Source organism: Nonomuraea lactucae (assembly GCF_003313395.1).
GTDB lineage: Bacteria > Actinomycetota > Actinomycetes > Streptosporangiales > Streptosporangiaceae > Nonomuraea > Nonomuraea lactucae.
The window spans coordinates 1-6945 of sequence record NZ_QNFZ01000878.1; the positions used below are offsets into that span (position 1 = coordinate 1).

6 protein-coding genes are annotated in these 6945 nt (G+C 70.4%); all 6 read right to left on the bottom strand.

Going from position 1 to position 6945, the window contains the following annotated elements; translation table 11 throughout:
- Nucleotides 1-1079, bottom strand: a 1079-nt coding sequence (locus DQW85_RS30300; protein ID WP_113703239.1) for a diaminobutyrate--2-oxoglutarate transaminase family protein, incomplete at its 3' end; no start/stop codon positions are given.
- A gap of 202 nt (nt 1080-1281) precedes the next feature.
- A complete protein-coding gene (locus DQW85_RS30305) occupies nt 1282-2523 on the bottom strand; it encodes an alanine racemase (protein ID WP_113703234.1) in 1242 nt (413 codons plus the stop codon).
- Nucleotides 2524-2799: 276 nt separating this feature from the next.
- On the bottom strand, nt 2800-3987 hold the full coding sequence (locus DQW85_RS30310) for a hypothetical protein (protein WP_162795495.1): 1188 nt from the start codon (nt 3985-3987) through the stop codon (nt 2800-2802).
- A 23-nt stretch (nt 3988-4010) separates the two neighbouring features.
- Nucleotides 4011-4760: a vWA domain-containing protein gene (locus tag DQW85_RS30315; protein WP_113703236.1), complete on the bottom strand. Its 750-nt coding sequence runs from the start codon at nt 4758-4760 to the stop codon at nt 4011-4013.
- 47 nt (nt 4761-4807) lie between these two features.
- Nucleotides 4808-5656, bottom strand: a complete 849-nt coding sequence (locus DQW85_RS30320) for a GumC domain-containing protein (protein WP_113703237.1) — start codon at nt 5654-5656, stop codon at nt 4808-4810.
- A 215-nt stretch (nt 5657-5871) separates the two neighbouring features.
- A partial coding sequence (locus DQW85_RS30325; protein WP_162795496.1) for a hypothetical protein occupies nt 5872-6945 on the bottom strand: 1074 nt, incomplete at its 5' end.

A 6945-nucleotide genomic window follows, 5' to 3' on the forward strand; every position in this document is an offset into this window, starting at 1 on the left:
AGCGCGTCGAGCCGGGCCGCCATCCGGGCGCCGACCACGGCGGCCCGCGCGGCGAGCCCTTCGGCGGCGACGTGGCGCAGGGTCGCGGTGCCCGCCGCCATCGCCAGGGTGTTGCCCCGGAACGTTCCGGTGTGAGCGCCGGGCAGCCAGTCGTCGTAGTCCTCGTGGTACACGATCACGGCCAGGGGCAGGCTGCCGCCGATGGCCTTGGACATCACCATGGCGTCGGGCACGATGCCGCTGTGCTCGACCGCCCAGAAGGCGCCCGTCCGCCCCACACCGGTCTGCACCTCGTCGACGATCAGCGGGATCTCCCGTTCGGCCGTGATCCGGCGCATCTCCCGCAGCCAGCCGTCCGGCGCGGGCACCGCGCCGCCCTCGCCCTGCACCGCTTCGAGGATCATCGCGGCGGGCGGCACGACACCGCCCGAGGGGTCGTCGAGCAGCCGTTCGATGTAGGTGGCCGACAGCTGCGTGCCGCGCTCGCCGCCCACTCCGAACGGGCAGCGGTACGGGTACGGGTACGGCAGGCGGGTCACGTCGGCCGCGATCCCGGCGACCGGCTCCTTGACCGCGACGCTCCCGGTCGCGGCCAGCGCGCCCGTGGTCATGCCGTGGTAGGCACCGGTGAAGGCGAGCAGCCCACGCCGGCCGGTGGCGGTCTGCATGAGCTTGAGCGCCGCCTCGACCGCGTCGGTCCCGGCGGGGCCGCAGAAGTGGACGCGCGCGCGGTCGGCGAAGCCGGCGGGCAGCGTGGCGAACAGCGCCTCGGTGAACTCGTCCTTCTCCGGCGTCGCCAGGTCGAGGACGTGCAGCGGGGCCCCGCTGTCCAGGGTGCGCCGGATCGCCTCGAGGACGACGGGGTGGTTGTGGCCGAGGGCGAGCGTGCCCGCGCCTGACAGGCAGTCGAGATAGCGGCGGCCGTCGGCGCCCTCGATGACCATCCCCTCGGCGCGAACGGGGACGATCGGGAAGGAGCGGGCATAGGTGCGCGCCGAGGACTCCCGGTCGCGCTGCCGGCTCAGGACGGCGTCGATGCCGGAATCGAGGCTCACCAGATCGGTTGGATACGTAGTCATATATGAGGCTCCGTAGGGCGTAGACGGGTACGCGGCCCTGTCAGTGCCGGCGTCGGTGCGGTGCCGGGGCCGGTATGAGGCGAACGGGCGGTTCAGCGCCGGCGGCGCTCATCATCGCAGGTGGGGTCCATCACAGCGGGCAGGGGTCGGCACAGCGGGCGGGAGTCAGGACAGCGGGTGATGTTCACAGGGCGGGTGGTGTTCACAGCAGGTGACGTTCGGCGACGGGATGGCCGAGGAACCTGTGCATGGCGAACTCCCAGCCGTATGAGCCCGCGTAGGGGAAGACGACCAGGTCGCCGGCGCGGACGCGGTCCACCCGTACGTCGCGCAGCAGCGTGTCCTCCGGCGTGCACAGCTCGCCGACGACCGTGACCTCGGTGTTCTCGGCGGCCGGGCGCGGGCAGCCCTCCGGCCATCGCTCCAGGGGCAGCACCGCCATGTTGTGCACGATGTCCCACGACGTGGGGAGCTGGAAGTGGTTGATGCCGCCGCGCAGCACCACGAACCGCTTGCCGTACGAGGTCTTCACGTCGGTCACCTCGGCGGCGTACCAGCCGCAGTCGGCGACCAGGAACCGTCCGGGCTCCAGGAGCACCTTCGCGCCCTGTGGCGGCTCGACCTGCGCGGCCAGCTCGCCGAAACGGGCCACGTCGAAGGGCTTCTCGCCCTCGAACGCGACGCCGATGCCGCCGCCGATGTCGATGTGACGCAGGTGGACCCCGTTCTCGCGCGCGGTGCGCGCGCTCCACTCGACGCACCAGCGCAGGTACGCGGCGTGGGCGTCGGCGTCGAGGTTGCCCGAGGCGGCGTGGACGTGGAATCCGACGAGGTCGAGGCCGGGCAGCCGCATGGCGGCGCGCAGGACGCCGGGCACGTCGGGCTCGGCCACGCCGAACTGGGACGGCACCCCGCCCATGTGCAGCGAGCCTGTCACCGGGATTCGGGCCGGGTTCACCCGCAGCGCCACCCGGGCCCGCACGCCCTCGGCGACCGCGATGCGGCTGATCCGGTGGAGTTCGAGCAGGCTCTCGGCGTTGATCGCCTCGACCTCCTCCCGGACGAGGGCGGTCAGCACGGGGACGGTCTTAGCGGGCCCGGCCGCCACCACCGCGGGCGTCGTCCCGTCGGAGGGGCGGGCGCGCAGGGCGAGCTCCAGCTCGGCCTTGGACGCCACCTCGAACCCGTCCACGTGCGGGGCGAGGGCCGCGATGACACCGGGGAAGGAGTTGGCCTTGACGGCGTAGTAGACGGCCGCCCAGTCCGGCAGTGCCGCGCGCAGTTCGCGGGCCCGCTCGGCGGCGATGTCTCCGTCGTACACGTAGGCCGAAACGGGGGTGCCGGCCTTGGTCAGGTAGAGGAGCAGGCGGCGGAGAGCCGCGGGGAGCGCGCTGACCGGATAGGCGGAGCGCGGCGCGGCGGAGGGCGGAAGCTGGATCGACATGAGGTTCTGCCTCTGTGGTGACGCGACGGGGTGATGCGTCGATGTCAAGATCTTGGGTAAAGGGGGAGCGGGCGGTAGTCCGGTGGTCGGAGGAGGCACGGTTCCCCTTGCTGTATGCGACGACGAGCATTCCGGGCACGGGCACGCCCGGACTTAGGTAAGGCTAACCTAATATCTTCCTCATCCGCGCGCAAGGCGCCGTCCAAAAGGCGGCAGCCGCCCGCCGTGCCTCAGCACGATGCGAGCGGCTGCCAAGCCGGCCTCAGCGCGACCGCGCTAGTGGCGGCGCACCTTGTGGTTGTCGACGATGGTGGAGACCGCCTTGACCGCGGCCGGTGAGTCCTCGGCCGTCACCGACACGAAGCCCATGATGAACGACTCCTCGACCTCGTCGTAGCGCAGCTGGATCTGCTTGACCATCTGGCCGTGACGAGGGTCGTCGCCCCGCGCGACGCGCTCCAGCATCGACCGATACTCCCGGTCCGCCTTGGCCTGCTCGTTGACCGCGCCCAGCTTGCCCGCCAGCTCCTCGAGACGGGCGCGCTGCTGCTTGAGCAGCCGGTCGTTGGGATTGCCCATGCGCCGCCCGGTCTCCGCGGCGACCAGCCCTGTGATCACCACGATGGCCAGCAGCAGGACGAACACCGGCCAGAACCCGATCTCCTGGGCGAAGGATTCGAGCGGCCGGAGCAGGCCGGTGGCGGGGTCGGCGACCTGGCGCGGCCTGACCAGCGACTTCGCGCGGATGCTGGCGACCACGGTGATGGCCGCGAGCCACACGAGCGGCAGGATGGTCACCACGGAGGGGCGGAACATCCATCGCCGTCCCTCGTTGTCGTAGCCGTCGATGTCCGCCCGGCCGTCCTCCTGGCGGACTCGGAACATCCGACCGTAGAGGTGGGGTCCGAACACGAAGACCGTGATGGCGCCGATCGCGAAGAGCGCCGACATCTCGGGCCTGTCGCCGAACTGCAGGAAGGTCTCATAGTAGATCGGGATCTCGATGCACAGCAGGATCAGCAGGATCAGGAAGGGGCCGCCGTCCCTCTTGAGCCGCCTGCGCAGCCCGCCCTTCACCGCGAGTTCGCTGGCGTAGCCGTCACCGGGGCGCTGGGAGGGTCTGGCGCTGAGGCGCTGGACCACCGTGCGCGCCTGATCGTGAAACCTGGTGATCGTCGCCCGCTCCGTAGCGCGCGTGTTCTCGATCTCCTGGTGTCCCGCCAGGTGCTCGCCGGCACGGTCACGCTGGATGTGCAGGTGCTCGGCCAGCTTCTCCAGGAGAGCCGAGCGCCGGGCGCAGACCGAACGCAGTCCCGGCGGTTCGAATCCCGCGGACAGGACCACCGCGCCATCCGCCCGGGACCGTTGCGCGTTGTCCGCTCCTTCGTCCCGGGCCTTGAGGCACAGATCCTCCCAGTGCGGCATGGGGAATTCGGCCGGCTGCCATTTCTGAGCATTACTCATGACAATGTCCTCCGGGAATCGGGTCAACTGAGGGTGATCTCGCCGGCTCCACTGGCGCCGAGGATGTCGCGCCAGAGCTGCTCCAGTTGTGGAACCCGGTCGGCCTTGATCTCGGATTCGAGGTTGAATCCGTAGATCCTTACGGAACTCCCGGTGAGTGCGGGCAGCAGGTTGTTCTCGCGGAGCTGCTCGACCTTCGCCCTGCGGGAGTCCGGGGTGCTGTAGTCACCGTCACGGAGATCGAGCAGACCCACGTTGTTGAACATGTCGCTGAATACGATGATCCGGCCCTTGGCTCGCCGGTCGGGGGCGCCGGCCAGCTTCCTGGATATGACCCTGAACGCGCCGAGCACGTCAGAGCCTCTGCTGCGGTCGGCTTCGCACCGTGCGAGCAGTTCGAGCGCGAAGCGGACGACGCTGGCCAGGCGTTGCTGTCTGAAGTCCTCGGCCACCCTGGGGTTGTGGTTGGGGTTGTCCTCCTCGGTCGCGGTGAGGCCGAAGGACGGCTTCTGGCAGGGCGTGCCCTCCGACCGGCCGGTGATGAGCGCGAACGACACCCAGCCGCAGCCCTGGGCGAACCTGGCGAGATTCTGGCGGACGAGGTCCTTGGCCGCCTCATACTTGGTGAAGGCGGTGGAGTCGACGACCACGCCGCAGTTCGCCGGAGACTCCTCCGCCTTGGTCGGGACCCCGCCGGGGTCGCCGGCGCAGGCCGAGACCGGCACGAGGATCATCGTCGTGATCAGGGCGAGCAGTCGTTTGATCGAGCTCAACGGGCCTCCTGCCATTGGTTCTCGGATCTCTCGCGGGGTCACGGTGTTCAGTCGCCGTCGAGGCCGGGGCCGAGCCCCTGCTTGGGACGGGCTCTGGGGTTCTGGTAGAAGCCCAGCGTCTCGTGCCAGGTCTGCCCGTAGTCGCTGGGCTGGGATCCGAAGAGCTCCCCCGGTTCGCCCTCGACGGCCCATGCGGGCAGCGGGACCTCGCGCCTGATCCACATGTCGATGACGTCGGCGCCGCGCTTGTGCGCCTGTACGAACTCCGCCCGGTAGCGGTCGATGAGCTGGTTGGTGTGGGCCGTCGTGGCCGAGAGCCGGGTCAGGGCGGTGCGGTAGACCTGGAGCCACTGCTGCTCGGCCGCCCGGAGATCGGCCACCATGGCCGTCAGTTGCTCTCTGACCTTGTGGTTGTCGCGTTCGGTCCGGCCGAGATGGATTCTGGTACGTTCCAGCTCCTCCGCCTCGTCGCTCAGGCCCACCATCCCCAGCGCCTGGGTGGGCTGCTGCGGCCCGCTCTCCAGCGCCAGCCGGCGGCCCCTGATGTCCTCCTCCAGTTCGTTGAGGCGTCGGTCCAGCTCGATCTTCGAGCTGCGCAGGCTTTCCAGCGCGGTGCGCGTCCGCTGCGCGTTCTCCTGGAGCCTCGCCAGCTCCTGATCGCGCTGCTGCAGAATGTTGGCTTGATCGATTTCGAACTGCTCGTAGATGCTTCTGAGGTTGGGCGGCTCGAACTCGGGTCTTTCCGCGTAGATATAGAGGTATGGGCGGGAACGGCCGTCGCGGCGCCCGAGTTCGGCTGCCTTCGTAAGATCGATTCTGTCGTGCGGAGCGCCCCTGTCGGTATGCCGGTTCTTGTTTCCCCAGCGGCGCCATAGTGAGTCTCCCCCCACCGACACCGAACTCCTTCCGAGCCTGAACCCCTCGATTATCGCCGTACGGTTACGGCGATAATCAGACTAAGGCTCGCCCTTCCCGCGACCGGCCTCTTAAAGCGACAACGATCGCATAACGGCCCATCCTTTTGAGGGCATGCGCCCCTTAATTCAATGAATGCACATAATGTCACTAATAGTGGTGATTCGAGTGGGTTTCCGGTGTTTTATGGTGGGGCCTACCACACGACGGCGGAGACCGGCTGATCACCCTGCCAGAGGCGGTGCCCGGGAGCGGCGGGCTGCCGCAGGTCCACCCGGACGAGCTCGCGGCCCGCTCCGTTGCCGCAGGCCGGGTGGCTCCGGTCCACCGCGACCAGCAGGTGACGCCCCGCCCGGTCGGAGGTGAAGCCCTGGATCGCGCCGCAGCCCGTGGCGAACGCCGGGACGGCGGGGGAGGACGCCGGGCGCTTCGCGGATGGCTCGAAAACCAGGATCTCCTGCGTCAGGTCGGCCCGCCCACCGGCCCGCGAGACGGCCATGGCGGTGCCACCCGGAACGGTCAGGCCGGTGCCGTCGGAGTCCTCCTCCATCGCGTACAGCTCCTCGGCGGCCAGGAGATCCGAGCCGGGCCGTGCGACGGCGAGCGCCAGCAGGCGCGGCGCGCGGGCGCTCGGCGGCACGGCGTGGAAGGCGAGCGTGGCGGCGTCCCGCCAGTGCAGTCCCAGCTCGCCCTTGCGCGGGAAGGTGACCCCCTGCCCGCCGGGCGCCGCCCATTCGCGGCGCGGGCGCACCAGCCCGACGAACGTGGTGCCGATCGCCAGGGTGTCGCCCGGCACGGCGGCGACCCGGCTGTAGGCGATCTGCCCGCGCGGGGAGACGGCCAGGTCGAGGACCATCCCGTCGAGGTCGCCGCCGACCTGCTCGCCGATGGCCGCGCCGCCCTCCCCGTCCATGACGATCCGGTAGACGCGCGACGACCGCCCGCCGAAGGCGCCGTCACCGGCGGTGGTCACCGCGGCCAGGTAGGCGCCGGGGCGGGTGTCCCTGGTGATGGCGGTGTACTGGAAGAACACGGGATCCGGGGCGGCCATCGGCGCGGGGGCCGCGCCGGTCACCAGGTCGAGCACGGCGAGGCGGTCACCGAGGAGCGCCAGAGCGTGCCGCGGGGTGCCCTCGGGCGTGAGCCGTGCCACGGGCTCGCCCGCCGGGAGCCGTACGGCAAACACCGCGACCCCCACCGTGGCGGCGGCGAGCCCGGCGGCCACCAGGACCGGCCACCACGACCGGTGGGGCGAGCGCGCCCGTGAGTG